A 16,809-nucleotide genomic window follows, 5' to 3' on the forward strand; every position below is an offset into this window, starting at 1 on the left:
ACCGTGATGCAAGGCGTGCCTGGGAACCTCTCACGTGTTTGTAGATACACCCTTTGATGGTTCTGCCTCTATCATAGCAGATGGACACGTAGACAAGCAAGCAGAGAGCGTGTTTGGGAAGCAGAGAGACGGGGAACATCCTGCCTCGCTGCTCTCCCGATTGGGCCTGATGCAGAGAGCGAAGGAGAGAACGATGAAAACACCAAAAACAGTCAGCGTAACTGGTGCCTCTCAATGCATTGGTACGAACCTCGTCAAGACCTTTTTAGAACGCAGCATGAAGAAAACCGGCTTTCAAGTGTCAAACCACCTTGCGCTGGTTGATGGTGATAGTGGCGAGGCAAGAACGGCCAGAAACATCTTTGAAACAGCCATCGAGAAGTCAGCCAGTGTCGATGTCCTGATGAACAGTACAAAGATTTTCTTTACCCAACCATTTACTGATTACATAATCGAGGACTTCAGGAAGCTGATTTCGACCAACCTCGATGGTTTTATCTATCTCGGTCAGGGAGAATGCTATGAACAACCCTCTGTCTTCTTACACCGTGCAGGCTGGCCCAGAACAGCGATTGCATGACTACAACATTGAGCTTCCCCCGGTTCCCACACCGTTTGGTGCATACCTGGAGGTTGTACACATCAACAACCTGCTCTTCCTCAGCGGAATGTTGCCAGTAGTAGGCGGTAAGCCTACCTATCTTGGAAGGATTGGCGCGGAACTGACGATAGAAGAGGGTCGCCGTGCCGCCACTATCGCCTGTCTAAACGTGCTGGCGGCGGCGCGGCACTATTTAGGCTCCCTCGACAAGGTGAGCCGCGTCGTCGGACTGGGTGTCTCGATCGCCATCTGTGGCAATTCCCGAGAGCATCCGAAGGTTGCTGATGCAGCTTCGGAAATGCTAGTACACGTTTTCGGAGAAGAGAAACTATCGAACCGGATCGTGCTAGGAGTAGCAAGTCTGGTGCTCGGGATGCCGATCGAGTTAGAAGTGATTTTTGAAGTTACTCCTTAGACAGACGCGAAGATCATCCACACTCATGGCAATTGAGAAAGACCGGTGAGTCGCCGGTGAGAGAACTGACCCATCAGGAGATGTGTGGAATTTTCAGATCGTGGAAATTTCACCAGAAGAGCAACAACAGGAGAAAAGAAAATGAATCATCACATTCAACGCTCTCACTACGGAAACCTGTCGCACACTCTTGTCGATCAAGTGCTGACGGAACAAGCACTCGCAGGGGATCAAGCAGCATTTGAAGTCTTGATAAACAAGTATGAGTCGCCTCTGCGTGGCTATATCTGGAGAATCCTCAAAGACCATGACCTGATGGCTGATGTCCTGCAACATGTCTTTCTCCAGTGCTACTGCTCTCTGCCCAAATTGAGAACGGATACACCGCTCAAAGCCTGGCTCTTTCGCGTGGCCTACCACCGCTGTCTCGACGAACTGCGTAGCAAACGGCGTCGGCAGGCCATCTCCTTTTCTCAGCTGGAAGGAGAGGACGGCGAGGAGGCGTCTCCTCTGGCAGACGAGCTTCTAGATCCCGATCTGACTCCAGAAGAACTCCTCGAACAGCAAGAGCTTCATGAGCAAGTAGTCCAGGCGATGGAGACACTCTCTCCTAGATTGCGTGCGGTGGTGCATCTGCGCAGCTTTGGGGAACTGAGTTTTGCTGAGATTGGCAAACAGCTCAATATGCCAGAGTCCACAGCCAAAACCTACTTTCATCGTTCGTTGCCACGACTTCGTGCGGCATTCGTAGCACGAAGAGAGAACCTCTCAAAAAATCAGCTAATGTCAAATGGCTTGTTCGCTTCTTCATCAGGGCATATAGGAAAGTGAGAAAGAGATGATTTGCATGACAGTGACATTTACGATCGTTCCAGACCATGAGCAGGCAGTCATGAAATTGCTCAGGAAGTTGGTTCACCATACACGAACTGATCCAAATATCTTGCTGGCTCAAGTCTATCGCTCACGAAAGGAGCCGTACCATTTCTTTGCCTATCTCCAGTTTGCCGATCAGACAGTGGCTGATGCCCATGAAGGCAGTGCGTACTACGGGGAATATGTGATGACGAATTTGTATGGGATGCTAGAGAGTGATAGCCTGACCATTAAGATATACGAGCCATTATTCGAGAACGTTCAATGAAGGAAGTGAGCGAGCAAAACTGTGCTTTCACGTGTAGTCAGGCCAGACAGTTGTTTTCATTGTTCTCTCTCCGGCAAACAATATGCAAGAGCCTGGATGGTGTCTGCATGCACTTGCCAGGTCGGGTGGAGGACCTGGCCTACTCCTGTCCGCTCAGCGGCAGCCAACAACTATCCAGCGACTGAGTACGGCCAGTTCCTCTCACCGGACGGCAGGAGGGTACTGACATGGGACGTGAAATGGGACCGGGTGGATACTGATTCCTACGGCCCCTCCCAGTATACTGAGTTCTGTCGGATGCGCTCCCTGCGAGTCCACTGTGACACAGGAGGGATCTGGAGATCTCTCACGTGCTTGCAGCATCGAGTGGGCAGGAGAGCGCGAAAGAAAGAGCAAGCAGAAAGGTACGTGCGAATGAAGAAGCCACCGTACCTCAGCCTTTTCGACAATGAGCACGTCTGAACGTTTGTACAGAATCAAGCTCCAATTGAGGGCTTATGAGTAGGAGGTTCATATGAAGATTATCGTTATTGGTGGCAGTGGGTTCATCGGAAAAAAGCTTGTGAAGAATCTTCGTGAGCTTGGCCATCAGGCTGTGGCGGCATCACCTAACACAGGCGTCAACTCCCTCACAGGTGAGGGACTGGCTGAAGCACTTGCCGGTGCTCAGGTGGTCGTCGATGTGACGAACGCGCCTTCGTGGGAGGATAGGGCAGTCTTAGAGTTTTTCGAGACATCAACTCGCAATCTCCTGGCCGCAGAAGCGACTGCTGGTGTGGGACATCACGTGGCACTGTCGATCGTCGGCGCTGATCGTCTTCCCGAGAGCGGTTATCTACGTGCGAAAGTGGCCCAGGAACATCTGATCAAGGTTTCGAGAGTTCCCTATAGCATCCTTCGTGCAACACAGTTCTTCGAGTTCGTCGGCGGCATCGCCGATGGAGCCACCAATGGACAAACGGTTCGCGTGTCACCTGCCTTTCTCCAGCCGATCTGGTCGGATGACGTTGTGGCTGCACTGACCGATGTCACGATCGGAGCACCTGTGAACGGCATGGTTGAAGTGGCTGGTCCCGAAAAAATACGCCTCGATGAACTCGTTCGCCGATTCTTGAGCGCGACAAAAGACCCACGTGAGGTGATCGCAGATGTCAATGCACGCTACTTTGGTGCAATGTTGAGTGATGATTCCCTCACCGCAGGCGAGAACGCCCATCTCGCCCCGACGCGCTTCGAGGATTGGCTGAGCAGCTACAGAGCACAAAAATAAATTGCTAGCAGGCAGAGTTAACGCCCGGTTGTCTCGTCTACCAGGCGAGCAAGAAACGACCTGTGTTCACGAAGAAGGGTGTTCAACTCTGCCTCAAAACGGTGTTCTAGTTGTAAGAGAACAAGATATGCTCATGAGAAGAAAGAAGAGGATAGAAGCATGGCAGACAGTACGGTGGTCGTTCTCCTCTTTGATGATGAGGGGGTGCAGACCGCCTTTTTGATGAGTTTGAGGAGACGCTGAAAGCGGAATCCTTCCCTATCGATGATGCCGCTGTGGCTATCTACAAGCAGACCGGCGAGATGCTCGTCAAACAGTGGGCACATCCGCTCAGCGAGAACGGATTCACGCCTGCGCTTTGGATGTTCGTGATCAAGACGCTGCTCTCGGGTTGGGGGGATCACATTGATGATTGGTTCATCGAGACGTTCAAACAGGTGTTCCGATCTGGCACCTCGGCCTTCTTCTGCCTGATAGAGCCATCTGCCAGTAGGGATGTCCTCATTCAGTTGAGACAGTATCGTGGCATGCTTATCTACGCGGGGTTGACAGAAGAACAGAAAGTCCAATTGAAAGCAGCGGCCAGCAAAGGGGAGCGTGTATGATTGAAGAGCGATACGAACCACGTCGTGAGAAAGAAACAGGCAGAATCGAAGCGTTCAGTGATGCCGTCTTTGCCGTCGCTATCACCTTATTGGTCTTCAGTTTGCAAGTTCCGGCGCTCGAGGATCCCTTGACCTCGGAGCATCTAGTGAGGATGCTTTTGCAGCGCTGGCCTTCCTATCTGGCGTTCTTTATCAGCTTCGCCACCATCCTCATCATGTGGATCAGTCATCACGCCATGTTCAAGCTGATTGACAAGTCCGATACGCCCTTCCTCTTCGCCAATGGCTTCTTACTCTTGTTGGTAACGACCGTGCCATTTCCGACCCAGTTAGTGGCAACGTATCTCACCACCCCAGTTGCCGGGGTGGTCTGCGCTCTCTATGCGGGTCTTTTTCTGATGACCAACCTCGTATATAACCTGCTCTGGTGGGTAGCCGCCCATCAGTCTCGCCTCCTGAAAGGCTCTGTTTCGCCAATGCTGATACACACCCGGAGCCGCTACTATGCCCTGGGCGCTCCCTGTTATCTGCTCGCGCTGCTCCTAGCGTTCTGGAGCCCTGGGGTCAGCATAGGCATTTGCTCTGTCCTTTGGCTCTTCTGGGCGTTTACCACCTATGAACGGAGACCCGCAAGAGAAGCATACGGAAACAAAGGGTTGAACCAGAGAAAAAAGAAAGACGCCATGAGGGGAGATGTGACGATGGAAACAGGGCCTGAATGAGGATCTGAAAGGAAAATACCATGCATGGACTTGCTTCGGCCCTGGCTCTGCTGCGGGTGTGTAGTATCGAGCGGCTCTCGGTGCAGCTCGACGTGCTCTCCGACGGAGATCCCTTGCAATGGATCACGTGCCTGCAACAACAAAGGCAACGAGAGCCTCTGCCTGGGATATCGCCGCTGCGCCAGTTGCGGCTCTCGAATGAGGACTGCCTGTACGTATTTGCGACGCTGATTCTCGAGCAGTTCCGGTGGGAGCCAGCACCACGGTGCGAGCAAGAACGAATGGCCCTCTTTCTAGCGTTCCGCGACCTTGGCCAGGCCCTCAATATTCACGCTATCCCTTGCACCATCGAAGCCCTGGAATGCTTTCAGCACCAGTATGAGGGTCAACACTGTTGCTATGCAGCGTGCAATGAGCGCATCTCGCGGGCAATTGGCGATGGCTTGATGGGTCGTCTCCCCTGGACCCTGCACCCTTTAGGGTACGTGGGGATCAGCACGCTCCTTGATGAGCATAGGCGAGCAGCTCTCGGTCTCCCTTGTCTTCATCCATCGTGGTGTTCCATGGTGAGGTGGGTTATCACAACCTACCAGCACCGAATAGCTCGGACAGAGCAACAGAGCGCTCCACTTGGACAGCACGTCTTGGCTTGCGACCATGCCAGGCAGATCGTTGAGGAACGTCGCTCTGATCCCGTGGAGTTCCTCGTATGGACACTCTGTTCTGCTCGTTTTGCTCCACCCATTGTCATGAACGAGCCAGAGGGACTCTAAGTGAGAAGGAGTCAATGGATGTCCACCAGGGGAAATGGGCCATTTTGCCGATACGCCTGCTTCCTTCTGCAATAGAAGCTGGACACAGGTGCGAAGGTCATTGCTGGTCACAAGACAGGGATAGACATGCTGCTTGAGAGGCTGTGGCGGACATCACCAGTCAGGGCGCGTTGATTGAACAGGAACGTCTCTCGTTGTTGAACGACGAGTCCAGTTCGACGAATGAAAGCAGAATAGATAGCTACACGAGAGGAGTCGCCGATATGGCAGAATTGCAACACATTACAGTCACCCATCTTGAGCGGTATGGGTATCATCTCTATCGCATCTATGGTTCTCAAGGGAGAGTTGCCTATGAGCAGATCAGTCAGGCTATTCTTGACGCTCATCTCTTGACAGCCACCGAGCTGTTAGAACTGGCGGCGTATGTCGAAGAGCACCGTGAGCAGCTAGAATGGGAAGCAAGAGAAGATCAGGGGATACTTGCTGAAGATCAGGTATAAGAAGCGATACCCAGCTGGAACTAGACTTATCGCCGCTCTGGAAAAAAGTCAGCATCCCGATCGTCTTGCTTTACTGGCTTCTTGGGAGACAGGTATTTCAGAAGGCTTTTTATATGGTGTGTCGCACCAGAATCGGAGGCTCAGAAGCCAGGCAACTCCCGGCGGGCGCTGGGGCTTTGGGCAAGTATGACACTGGTCATTGGGAATATGATTGGTTCGGGTATCTTTCTCCTTCCAGCCTCACTTGCGCCATTCGGCAGTATTTCGCTTGTCGGCTGGCTGATTACTTCTGTGGGGCTGTGTTTCTCGCTCTGTTGTTTGGTCGATTGGCTGCGATGATTCCAAAGGGAGGCAGGCCATATGCTTATACCCGCCTGGGCTTTGGGGATTTTGCTGGCTTCTGGATTGCCTGGAGCTATTGGATTTCAGCCTGGATATGAACCAGCTATTTTCCTCTACCCCTTTTTGGAGCACTCCCACCGGAGATGTACTCCAGAACCAGAGATCTCTTGCGACAGAACCTTCGTCCTTGTATCTGAAGTAGAGCACGTGAGAGGGGGAGAACCAGAGGGCATCAGCTTGCTTGTCTCCTTGTGGCAGCGTCCTAGAAATCACGGAGAGAAGGGGGAAAGAGGACCGACTGAGAAAGATTTTGTTGAGGCAATGCACGTTCTGCAAAAATGTTCACAAGCACGTTCATCCATGACCAACTGCCTTCACCTGCTGCAAACCTCAGCCGCATCATTCCCTTGACGTACAAAAGTGTACGTCAACTCACAGAGGCAGATTGGTAGTGACTGAAACTGCTTATGGAGCAACTATAGACCATTCCATTAGAAAAAACAAGTGAGACAGGTGTTTGCTCAGGGCTTTCCAATTCTAATAAACAGTACAAGAACCAGTGAAAAGGAGAGCAAGAGCTTGTTGAGGGTGAGCGTCAAAATAGCGCATCTGTCGAGCAACGTTGCGAACGCCAACGCGATCCATCAAGCTCAAGACGGTGCTGTTGAGTTGAGCCAGAAGGCTCGGTACTCGTCCAGTGCGCGTTTGACAGGCATCTTCCCCTAAACTTCCGTCGCGGCGATAATGCAGCCGATTTTCGATGGCCCAATGCTCCCGAATCAAAGCGAGCAGGCGGCTAGGTGGCGCTTGGCGCATGGAGAGACTACTCAGTCCATAGACGACTTCATGACGAAGCGTGCCAGCTTTGAGCAAGAAGGTCGTCCGTTCGAGCCGAAAGACTTGCTCGATGCCTTCCCATTGCTTGCCAAACCACTCATTGAGATCAGGACTGCACGTGATAGCTCGATGTTCTTTCCGTCCATGAGCTTTGTCCCACGTCTCTGCTTGTTTCCACCGACGACGATCAGGGCCGCGATCTTCGAGCAAGTCCGCAATATCTTCCTGGAGGGTCGGTTGGTTCTCTTTGGCGATCAAAATATAATCTCCGGCTAGTTGATGCACGCGGCTACAGAGATCACGTTGGGTATGCATGGCATCAAGAGTCAAGATACGTCCTTTCACACATGAGGGAGTCAATAAGGGTTTGAGCGCACTGATCTCGTTCTCTTTGGCCCCGACATTACAGTGCCACAAGACAATGCCAGTGGCGACCTCATAACAACTGAGTTGATGGATTGGATGTTCTTGTGAGGTCGTGGCACGCAATGTTTTCCCGTCAATCGCCAGATGAGCATGATCGGCTTGACTCTGTGGAGTGTGTAACCGACTTGGCTCGTCTCCACACCGGATCTGAGCCTCCCATCGCACAAAAAAAGCTGATAAGATCTCGTCAAGGTGTTTCCCATCCACTTTCGCCAAGACGTTCCAATAGGTCGTCTGACATGGCATCTTCTCTCGTCGTAACTCAAAGTGTTGGGCCAAGTATCCTGCTCGATGGCGAATCCATTCGGTGGCTGCACTCAATGTTTTTTGTCCCGCAAGTTTGGCAAGCACAAGCAGGCACAAGATCACTGCCAAAGAGTAGCGTTTGCCTTGCGCACGCCTGGGATCAGTCAGTCCTTGCAATGCTTCATAGAGCGAGAGAACTGCGCTTTCCGCTGCTTCCATCTCCGCTTGAGGTGGCACGTTCCATGTTGTATAGTCCATAGAGAGTTTTCCTTGTCGATGTGATGTTTTTTGTATTCTACAAGAAAAACTCTTCTTTTTCACCTCCTCTTTGAGAATTGGAAAGCCCTGGGTGTTTGCTGGAAGGCTCTTTTTAAAATCTGTATGTTTTTGCTTGGTGCATGCTTCCTGGAAGGAATATTCACTGATGGACGATTGAGTTTCTGAATGGCTTTGATAGCCATAGCGGAACATACTCGGTCTTGAGCGAGCCGAAGAGGCTTTCCAGCATGGTATTATCGTAACAGTTGCCTTAGAGAGACGGAAAGGATGGAGTATGGACAAACCGGATCTGTTTCACTTGAAAGGAGTGTGGAGGTGACCTACGATTTGACGCCAACACCGCAGCTTTTAGAAATCCTCAAGCTGCGAGAATTAACTAAAGCGGAGCGGGCCGTTGCGAGAGAACAAATCGGACGCTATTATGCGAAAAAACTGGCCCATCTCCAACAACACCTCTTTGAGGCGTTGGTGATGCGGCGCACTGAGGAACTCGATCCCTTCGAGATAGATGAGTATATTCACCGCTATCATAAGCAATCCCAGGAACTCTATGTCTACATCAACACTCAATCCCACTCTAATGCGAGTCTTCCCATCTGGCTGGAAGCTATTGAGGCTGATGAACAAGGAAGAAACGTGTGGCAGCCAAGGACAATGTTTCCACATGAAGAACAACATTCCTGATGTAAGGCGTTGTGCATTCGAGCCACTGGACCTCTTTCTGCGCGTTTACGCAACCGGGAAGCGCGGTGTTCGCATGTGGAGAGGCACAACTCTCTAACAATCTGGTGACAGACTGGCTGGCAATAATTACACTACTTCCGTGATGAAAACATTACAATTCAACAAATAATCTTGTTTGAGGAGAAATAGAGTATCGTTTAACGGAAGAGAATGACGATCTTCTTTTCCATATTTTGCATACGCATTTATAATAGGCTTCTTGACAAGACATGGTTGAGTCTGGTATGTTTGGTGACACCTCAATGGAGTTGGGTTTTTCTAAAAGAGGTTGGGGTCATCGTGGCGCAACTCGACTAACTGAAAGTCGGCGGTCTCATTTTAGATCTGCTTCCTGGCAATTATTCGGTATCGATCATCACTATCACGCTTCATCCTGGTATCGGTGCGGACCGTCAAGGAGGACAGCAATATGCTCCGTTTCCAGATTGCCGAGTCCTACGAAGAATAGCAGTCGAGTGCAGCCCTGTATTACTCAGGGTTGCTTTCATTTCAGCAATTGCAATTTACTATCTATTTGATGCATTATCGATCTACAAAATATGACATATTTGAGGATGGGATATGGAAGCAGAAGGATGGTCAACGCCTCTATCGCTTGATCCACGTATTGCACAACAACTGCGAGATCTGTATCAGCAGGAGGAGAGCGAGGGAAAGCTACCTTCAAAGCAACAACTGGAGCAGTATTATGCGACATTCCGCAACAAATTTGGCCCGGAGCAGCTAGCCAGGCTGGATGGAGAGGCACTCCTGGAGACGATGCACAGTCATGGTACAAAAGAGAGCCTCGTCTACTGGTTAGAGTTTAAAGATGATGAGGAATTTCATTCACCTCTATTTGGCAGCATTGCTGGTGGAAGCGCTCATAAGTTTGGCCTCTTTCGCAAAAAAGAAACAGGAAAATGGACTACTGGTTCGCCTCAGAAGCCAGTCGAGCTATCAGTGGAGCAAGCTGTAGATGTTGCCAGGCAGCATAGGGATGAACTTATTGGGGGAGCCAAATTATTGGATCAGTTGCCAGGCAATGGGAATGATGGACACTATGTACAATTGCAACAGGATATGGAACGAGTTGCTCCCTATATCAGTACTACAGCCTGGGGGCACAAGTATTTTAGTTTGTTGTACCCTGATAAGCTCGACGATTTTCATAATCCCGATTACGCAATGTTCCATTTGATTAAGCTCTTACAATCTCTGTCACAGACTGAGGGTCGCTATGTTATGGCAGGACGTTATGCTGCTATTGCCTGCTACTTAGAAATTCCTCTCCATCTCTTGACGATCTTAACAAATGATAGAGATGGCAGAACTCCTCATAGCTACTGGCGTATTGGCACGACAGGGCATACCAATAAGCAGTCTTATTGGCCTGAGATGCGTGATGGTAATTTTGTTGCGATTGGATGGAGTGAGATTGGAGATCTTTCAACTTTTACAAAAGACGATACAGGAAGACAGGCTATTCGTTCGCTTGTAGCACCACATTATCCCGCAGCTAAAACGTCTGCCACTATAACGCGTGCAACCCGTCAGATTTTCGATTTTTGCTGGAACATCGCTATTGGCGATCTTGTGCTGGCCTCCAATGGGGCGACAGTGCTGGGCATCGGGAAAGTCACCGGAGAATATTCCTATGATTCATCGGGTGCTTTTCCGCATCGTCGTTCTGTAGAATGGCTTTCACTCCAGGAGTGGCAGCAGCCAGATCAGAAGCCGGACATCGAAGGCAAGTTAACTACTGTATATAAAATGAAAAGGCCGCTCAATCTGATTGAAGCTGAGAAGAGAATATTGGATGAGCCGAGTAGTGTGCAAGCACCTGTAAAACCTTCTGAGGCTCCTGAATCAGATTTAGATAAGCTTCAGGTTCGCCCGTTGCCGCGTCTATCAGGCATCACGGAGCGGATACAAGCCGTGCTTGAGAGGAAGGGACAGGTCATTTTATACGGCCCGCCAGGAACGGGCAAGACCTATTGGGCGGAACAGACGGCGCGTGAATTGGCATCTCGTGCATGCTTTCGCGCCACTTTTGATGCTCTTGATGATGAGCAGAAAACGCAGATTCTCGGTGATGGCAAAACCTTTTCTGGCAATGTCAGGATTTGTTGTTTTCACCCAGGGTATGGCTATGAGGACTTTCTGGAAGGGCTGCGCCCAAAGGTTGAAGATGGGCAGATGTACTTTAAGCCACGTAACGGCGTCTTTAAGCAACTGTGTCGTGATGCCAGCGCTCATCAGGATCAGCCGTTTTATCTGATCATCGATGAGATCAATCGCGGCGATATCCCCAGGATCTTTGGGGAGTTGTTAATGGTGCTGGAAAAAGATAAGCGCAATAAAGCCATTGTGTTGCCGCTCACGGGCCAATCGTTTCGGGTGCCGAACAACGTCTCTATTATCGGCACGATGAACACTGCGGACCGCTCGATTGCGTTGCTGGACACGGCCCTGCGTCGTCGCTTTGGATTTATCGAGTTGATGCCAGACATGGAACCACTTAAAAAGGCCGAAGTTGGGGGTATTCCTCTGGGCGCGTGGCTGGAATCGCTCAATAGCAGGATTCGTGAACATGTTGGACGTGATGCTCGCAACTTGCAAATTGGGCATGCCTATCTGATGAAACGGGGGCAACCGCTTTCGGATTTCGCCACATTTGCGCGTGTGGTTCAGGAAGACATCCTACCCTTGCTGGAAGAGTACTGCTACGAAGACTATACCCGGCTGGAAAAGATTCTCGACACAGGGCTGGTAGATGCGAAAACACAAACGATTCGCCACGAACTCTTTGATCTGTCGCAGCAAGATAATCTAGTTCAGGCGTTGCTCAAGCCCTGCCCCGACATCACTACAACGAATCAGGCAGCCGCCGCCGAAGTGCAACGGGAGATGGTGAGCGAAGAGGAGGAAGAGAACGGCGAGAGCGAAGAGGGCGAGTTAGGAGCATGAGCGTTTCTATTGAGATGCAGGAGTGGCAAACTGCCGCCCCTGCCACCCATAGCCATCTCGCCAATCTTGCCTTGCCAGAGGACAATGCGATGCAACAACTGATCGAGCAATTGTCCACGTCGGGGCAACTCAAGATTATAGAGAAGCGTCAAGGCCTTGTTCTCGAAACCTCATCGTATGTCGGGCGAATAACGCTTGGAGACGTGCAGGTGACGATTCGCCCTAAGATCCAGATGATGCCTTTGCTCAGGCTGATGCAGTATGCGTATGGGCTACGACAGCTTGACCTCTCAGCTACCGCGACCTTTGATGTGGAGGCGTCCTCTTTTCAGGATCTTTTGATTTATCAGCTGGCAAATGAAGTGAGCGATCTTCTGACGCGTGGTTTGCAGCGTCAATATGTGCGCAAGCAGGAACAGCTTGGGAGTCCTAGAGGTCGTGTTGATGTGCAACGTCTTGCCCGGCAAGGGGGTATCATGCAGGCGACGTTGCCCTGTATGCATTATCTCAGGTTGGAAGACAGCTTGCTCAACCAGGTCTTATTGGCGGGGATACGTTTTGGCGTGCGACTGGCAAACGATGATGTGTTACGCTTGAAGCTTCAGCATCTAGAGCATTTCTATTGCTCGGAAATATCTGCCGTCAAGCTGAACTGGCATCTTCTCAGCCGCGTGCGGCAGGAGATGAATCGGCTCACCACGGCCTACGCACCGATTCTCACGCTGATTGAAATCCTACTAGCCTCAACCGGAATCAGCCTGGGTGAGCAGTATCAAGCGCTGCATCTGCCTGGATTTTTGTTTGACATGAACATGTTTTTTCAACATCTGCTGACGCGTTTTCTCCAGGAGCATCTTTCAGAATACGAGGTACAGGACCAGTATAGCTTAGATTCCATAATGAGATACAGCGAGAATCCACGCAAGCGCCGACCGCCTGCACTACGTCCTGACTACGTGATCTGGCAGAAAGGCAAGATTGTGGCGATTCTGGATGCCAAATATCGTGACCTCTGGCAAAAAGAGCTGCCGCCACACATGCTCTATCAGCTCATCATGTATGCCATCGGTCAGGAACATTGCACTAGCGCAACAATCCTCTATCCCACCACTACCTCAGATGCGCAGGATGCGAGAATCGAGATGCGTATTCCTGCGCATCAACAGGGAAAGGCATCTGTTGTCCTGCGTCCTGTTGATGTATTGCAACTGGATGCGCTGCTCTCTCATGAGGGAACGAGAGACAATAAGAGAGAGAGAATTAATTTTGCACGGCAGCTCATCTTGAAAGTGTAATAGGTGCATCAAGTATGAGAGCAAACATCCTATAGTCATATTTACGCACGATCTGTTGTGGTAGAAACAAAAACAGGGAGGTATATATACTATGAAAGCAACGGCAGCGAATTTCCTCAAGTTTATGCAAGGAACGAAACAATTTATTATTCCTATCTACCAGCGAACCTATAGCTGGCAAATCGCGGATTGTCAGCAGCTCTGGAACGACATTCAGAGCGTTGCCACCAACGATCATCTTTCCGGTCACTTTATCGGTTCGATTGTTTACATAGAGAAAGATATCTATCACATCAGTTCGGTCACACAACTGCTGGTGATTGATGGGCAGCAACGTCTGACTACCATTATGCTCTTGTTGATGGCACTCAGCGAGGTGCTGCAAGAGCAGGGCAGAGAGCAACACGCGGAGATCACCCCCAGGAAGATTCGCAACCAGTATCTCTTCAATCCCGATGAGGACGGCGATGCCCACTATAAGCTCTTACTGACTCGTAGCGATAAAGATACGCTGATCTATTTGCTGGAAGGCGGGCCAGAACCAGATCATAGTTCGCTGCGCCTTAAAGAGAACTTTCTCTTCTTCAAAGAGCGACTTCGCCAGGGAGAGGTTGATCCCATTGTGTTCTATCGAGGCATTTGCAAACTGATGATGGTCGATATCTCGCTGGAACAGGGCAAAGATAATCCCCAGCTCATCTTTGAGAGCCTCAACTCGACCGGTGTCGATCTGTCCCAGGCTGATCTGATCCGCAACTATGTCCTGATGGGCCTCGATGCCGCCGAGCAAACCACGCTTTACAAGCATTACTGGTATCCCATCGAGCAGCGTTTCTTGCACAGTGTTGAGGGCATCAAGCTCTTCGACCGCTTTATGCGCGACTATCTAACGATCAAGCAGGGGAAGATTCCGAATATTCTGGCGGTCTACAGCCACTTTAAAAATTACCATCGTGAGGCGATGGCAGCGGAGATGCCGATCAGTGAGATTGTCAAGGACATCTTTCACTATGCTCGCTACTTCATCAATATGGCTCTCTTGCAGGAGAAAGATCAGGATGTGAAAAGTGCCCTGGCTGATATCAACACCGTCAAAGTCGATGTGGCCTATCCGTTCCTGCTGGAAGTCTACGCCGACTATGAGCAGCAGCGGTTGAGCAAACAGGATTTCATCGCGGTCTTGAAGCTGGTCGAGAGCTACGTCTTCCGCCGCGCCGTCTGTGGTATCCCGACCAATGCGTTGAACAAGGTCTTTATGAATCTGGCGAAAGAGATCGACCCGGACCACTATCTGGAGAGTGTCAAGGCAGCCTTCTTGCAAAAGACCTCCAGCGCCAGATTCCCCTCCGATGAAGAGTTCGCCGCAGCTTTTGTGGTCAAGGATATCTATTATTTCCGTTTGCGTAACTATGTGTTGGGCAAGCTGGAAAACTATCATAGCAAGGAATGGGTGCCAGTAGATGCCTATACTATTGAGCATATCATGCCGCAAAACGAAAATCTTTCGGAGGCGTGGCAGCGCGAGCTTGGCCCGAACTGGCAGGAGATTCACGAGCGCTATCTGCATACCATCGGCAATCTGACGCTAACTGGATATAATTCGGAGATGAGCGACCGACCATTCCGTGAGAAGCGCGATATGGAGAATGGTTTTGCCAATAGCCCGATCCGCCTCAATCAAAGCCTCAAAGCCCTGGAACATTGGAATAAAGAGGAGATCGAGAAGCGCGCAGCGGAATTGGCGAAACGAGCGGTTGAACTCTGGGCCATGCCACAACTCTCGATCCAGTTTGCCGGGAAGATGAAACAACTGGAGCAGGGAGCTGCTCTGGCTGTCGTGGTTGGTCCCCAGGAACATCCGGAGGTCGGTTTTGTGCCGGAAGATATCAAGATCGTGCAGGTTGCCGCAACGCGCTTTCACCTGTTTCGCAAAATAGATGGCGAGTGGGTGCAGTATGGCAATGGGAAGAGTCCCTGGTTTGCCAAATCGTGGAAACAGATAGGCATATTGATGCGATCTCTGCTCAAGACGCAAAAGATGCCGCTGGGCGTTGGCGGAGAAAAGGTGACCGTCACGTATGACGTCTATTTGAAAGAGGGCGTCGAGGTGCTTACCGATTATACCTGGGAGAATGGTGCCAATGGGGGAAAAAACTATACGCTCGACGATCATCCCTATCTTCAGGGAGATATGCTCGTGATCTTTGAGCAGTTGCGGAGACGTATTCTCAACCTGGACGAGACGGTGAGAGAGGAGATGAAGAAACACTATATAGCTTACAAAGCAGCGACGAATTTTGTCGATGTCGAGCCACAGAAGAAGCGCCTGAAATTAACGCTGAATATGCCCTTCCAGGAAATTGATGATCCGCTAGGACTTTGCCGGGATGTGAGTGGTGTGGGGCATTATGGCAACGGAGATATAGAGGTGGGCGTTGCTTCTCTGGCGCAGCTTGATGACGTGATGGCGCTTATCCGTCAGTCGTTTGAACGGCATCAAGAAGATGGTGATGAGTAGCAGCTTTTGCTGCTGTGTTTATGGCTGGAGGAATTACTGCATCGGCTTCAAATACCTGGGAGTACGGTGGTTCACAGGAAAACGGTTTGTTGACGGATCAATGCTCACTATGGCGGCGGCTTAAAATGTGATCCTATCCTCGCAAAAATGGGAGAGATATGCCTCTTAGGAAGAAAACGGCGAGGATAGGATCACATAACATCAGAGCTTGCTCCTTTGAAGCCTGGCGACTTCTCTGACTTTTTGGGGATACCACGGCAGTTAATTCATGCTTGTTGAGCGGTTCCATCAGTCCAGAATTGCCAGTGCTGAATTGACCTGTTGGATAGAAAAGATCTCAGGGTCGTAATACGCGCCTGCCCATTGGCGCAGACGCTTGTGTTCAGGATGGTTGGGGTCTTGCCAGGCCTCAAGCAACAACGTGTATCCACCTATCCCACCAGCATCTTCTGGAGGACATGCCCGTTCGCCCGCAAGACAGCGAGGGGTGATCCAGAGAGCATCCTCATCCAGCTCATCATCAGCAAGATGCTCAATGCGTTCAATCATAATCTGGTGCATCCAGCTATCTCCCAGGTCATATTCGTACGTCAGTTTCAACCAATCGGCCCAGACGGTCGCATCGAGCTTTGTTCTCCGACTGTCCCTAATACGTATGTTTGTATCCTCCCAATCAGGATCAGGGAGACCGTACACGGTCGTTTTTTCGTTGATCGTCAGTCGGAACAAATAGAGATGAGCGTTCTCCCATCCCATCACACCATCTGAAGCATTTTATGGAGGGTATGAAGACTGATCGCACCCGGAACAACGATTTTGCGCCAAATCGGCGGCTCAATGCCAGTCAACTGAACGTGTAGGTAATAGCGACTCTCTGACTGGTAATGTCCCATATGCATCTCCTCTTCTACGTGTTGCTTCCAGTAAAGCAGATTGACGTTAAAAAAGCAACCAGTAGCAAAGAGCGTCTATGCAATCGTCAGCGGTTGTGCTCTTGTGTTCTTGATTGCCAAGCATGGAAATAGGCTGCCTGACCTCCCGATGAATCGTGGGAGAATGCGGCGGCCCTTTCCTCAGGCCCAGAACACTGTTGGAAGGATGGCTGACATAGCTAGCGTTCCTGCCTTTTTCTCTCTGATG

At 50.6% G+C, this 16,809-nt stretch carries 16 protein-coding genes and 1 pseudogene; 14 read left to right on the forward strand and 3 right to left on the reverse strand.

What is annotated here, in order from left to right; translation table 11 throughout:
* The first annotated feature begins 193 nt into the window (after positions 1-193).
* The 10 genes and pseudogenes from K3T83_RS32610 to K3T83_RS32655 form a co-directional block, all read left to right on the forward strand.
* Complete coding sequence (locus K3T83_RS32610) at positions 194-580, forward strand: SDR family NAD(P)-dependent oxidoreductase (protein ID WP_220207098.1); 387 nt, start codon at positions 194-196, stop codon at positions 578-580.
* Complete coding sequence (locus K3T83_RS32615; RefSeq protein ID WP_220207099.1) at positions 522-1,016, forward strand: RidA family protein; 495 nt, start codon at positions 522-524, stop codon at positions 1,014-1,016. The genes K3T83_RS32610 and K3T83_RS32615 overlap by 59 nt, the downstream gene beginning before the upstream one ends.
* Positions 1,017-1,157: 141 nt before the next feature.
* The gene (locus K3T83_RS32620; RefSeq protein WP_220207100.1) at positions 1,158-1,847 is read left to right on the forward strand and encodes an RNA polymerase sigma factor; all 690 of its coding nucleotides are present in this window, start codon (positions 1,158-1,160) and stop codon (positions 1,845-1,847) included.
* A gap of 16 nt (positions 1,848-1,863) precedes the next feature.
* Entirely contained in the window at positions 1,864-2,160 is a 297-nt protein-coding gene (locus K3T83_RS32625; RefSeq protein WP_220207101.1) for a putative quinol monooxygenase, read from the forward strand.
* 514 nt (positions 2,161-2,674) lie between these two features.
* Positions 2,675-3,430 (forward strand): SDR family oxidoreductase, encoded by a 756-nt coding sequence (locus tag K3T83_RS32630; RefSeq protein ID WP_220207102.1) that lies wholly within the window; start codon positions 2,675-2,677, stop codon positions 3,428-3,430.
* Between the two features lie 275 nt (positions 3,431-3,705).
* Positions 3,706-4,035, forward strand: coding sequence for a DUF1269 domain-containing protein (locus tag K3T83_RS32635; protein ID WP_220207103.1), 330 nt, complete (start codon positions 3,706-3,708; stop codon positions 4,033-4,035).
* On the forward strand, positions 4,032-4,757 hold the full coding sequence (locus K3T83_RS32640; RefSeq protein WP_220207104.1) for a TMEM175 family protein: 726 nt from the start codon (positions 4,032-4,034) through the stop codon (positions 4,755-4,757). Before K3T83_RS32635 ends, K3T83_RS32640 begins: the two co-directional genes overlap by 4 nt.
* 20 nt (positions 4,758-4,777) lie before the next feature.
* Positions 4,778-5,530: a hypothetical protein gene (locus K3T83_RS32645; RefSeq protein WP_220207105.1), complete on the forward strand. Its 753-nt coding sequence runs from the start codon at positions 4,778-4,780 to the stop codon at positions 5,528-5,530.
* A 143-nt stretch (positions 5,531-5,673) separates the two neighbouring features.
* A complete protein-coding gene (locus tag K3T83_RS32650) occupies positions 5,674-6,033 on the forward strand; it encodes a hypothetical protein (protein WP_220207106.1) in 360 nt (119 codons plus the stop codon).
* Between the two features lie 186 nt (positions 6,034-6,219).
* A pseudogene (locus K3T83_RS32655) lies at positions 6,220-6,470 on the forward strand (amino acid permease); the annotation flags it as partial.
* A 442-nt stretch (positions 6,471-6,912) separates the two neighbouring features.
* Here K3T83_RS32655 and K3T83_RS32660 read toward each other — a convergent pair.
* Positions 6,913-8,142: an ISAs1 family transposase gene (locus K3T83_RS32660; RefSeq protein ID WP_220204991.1), complete on the reverse strand. Its 1,230-nt coding sequence runs from the start codon at positions 8,140-8,142 to the stop codon at positions 6,913-6,915.
* Positions 8,143-8,478: 336 nt separating this feature from the next.
* Between K3T83_RS32660 and K3T83_RS32665 the strand changes: the two genes are divergently transcribed.
* The 4 genes from K3T83_RS32665 (at position 8,479) to K3T83_RS32680 (ending at position 15,669) form a co-directional block, all read left to right on the forward strand.
* A complete protein-coding gene (locus tag K3T83_RS32665; protein WP_220207108.1) occupies positions 8,479-8,847 on the forward strand; it encodes a hypothetical protein in 369 nt (122 codons plus the stop codon).
* 621 nt (positions 8,848-9,468) lie between these two features.
* Entirely contained in the window at positions 9,469-11,856 is a 2,388-nt protein-coding gene (locus K3T83_RS32670) for an McrB family protein (protein ID WP_220207109.1), read from the forward strand.
* Complete coding sequence (locus tag K3T83_RS32675; protein ID WP_220207110.1) at positions 11,853-13,151, forward strand: McrC family protein; 1,299 nt, start codon at positions 11,853-11,855, stop codon at positions 13,149-13,151. The genes K3T83_RS32670 and K3T83_RS32675 overlap by 4 nt, the downstream gene beginning before the upstream one ends.
* 91 nt (positions 13,152-13,242) lie before the next feature.
* The gene (locus K3T83_RS32680) at positions 13,243-15,669 is read left to right on the forward strand and encodes a DUF262 and DUF1524 domain-containing protein (RefSeq protein WP_220207111.1); all 2,427 of its coding nucleotides are present in this window, start codon (positions 13,243-13,245) and stop codon (positions 15,667-15,669) included.
* Positions 15,670-15,957: 288 nt separating this feature from the next.
* On the opposite strand, the gene K3T83_RS32685 is transcribed toward K3T83_RS32680, so the two are convergent.
* Together K3T83_RS32685 and K3T83_RS57365 are read right to left on the reverse strand one after the other, a co-directional pair.
* Positions 15,958-16,425, reverse strand: a complete 468-nt coding sequence (locus K3T83_RS32685; RefSeq protein ID WP_268963494.1) for a plasmid pRiA4b ORF-3 family protein — start codon at positions 16,423-16,425, stop codon at positions 15,958-15,960.
* Positions 16,425-16,562, reverse strand: a complete 138-nt coding sequence (locus K3T83_RS57365) for an IS1096 element passenger TnpR family protein (protein WP_268963495.1) — start codon at positions 16,560-16,562, stop codon at positions 16,425-16,427. The genes K3T83_RS32685 and K3T83_RS57365 overlap by 1 nt, the downstream gene beginning before the upstream one ends.
* Between the last annotated feature and the right edge of the window lie 247 nt (positions 16,563-16,809).

It is taken from the genome of Reticulibacter mediterranei, assembly GCF_016587455.1.